This is a genomic window from Pseudomonas sp. EL_65y_Pfl1_R83 (assembly GCF_963970695.1).
Taxonomy (GTDB): domain Bacteria; phylum Pseudomonadota; class Gammaproteobacteria; order Pseudomonadales; family Pseudomonadaceae; genus Aquipseudomonas; species Aquipseudomonas tritici.
Genome location: NZ_CAXAQI010000497.1, coordinates 1 through 433, shown reverse-complemented (window position 1 = coordinate 433; position 433 = coordinate 1). Strand labels below are relative to the sequence as shown.

1 protein-coding gene is annotated in these 433 nt (G+C 63.7%); it reads right to left on the bottom strand.

Translation table 11 applies throughout. From position 1 onward, the window contains the following. The coding region (locus AACY08_RS30020) for a PAS domain-containing protein (RefSeq protein WP_445262078.1) at positions 1-203 on the bottom strand (203 nt) is incomplete at its 3' end. Positions 204-433: the final 230 nt, after the last annotated feature.

The window sequence follows — 433 nt, the reverse complement described above, 5'->3', positions numbered from 1 at the left end:
ATGTCGATCTCGAGCGGCTCGACCCGCTCGACCGCCTCGCGAATGCGCTGCACGGTTGCGGGGTCGCTCTCCGGCCCCTGCAGGAAACGGCAGTTCCGGCCGAGAATTTCGTCGCGCGGATATCCGCTCAACCGGCAAAAGGCGTTGTTGGCAAACACCACCGGGTTGTCGGGCAAGCGCGGATTGGTGATGATCATCGGCATCCGCGTCGCGCGCACCGCCGCCACGAACGGGTCGGTCCCCAGATCCTGCCCGATCAACTCCGCCGCGATGCGCTCGGCATCGGCGGTCAACCGCGGTGCCCGATCGGTCGGGCGTTCGACAGTGTCAGGCACAGGTAGCTTTTCTGGAGTCGTCACGAAGTACTCGGCAGCGAAGGATCATCCTTCCCATCATAACGCCAAGCGCGCAGAAATGGTCCATCGCACAGAAA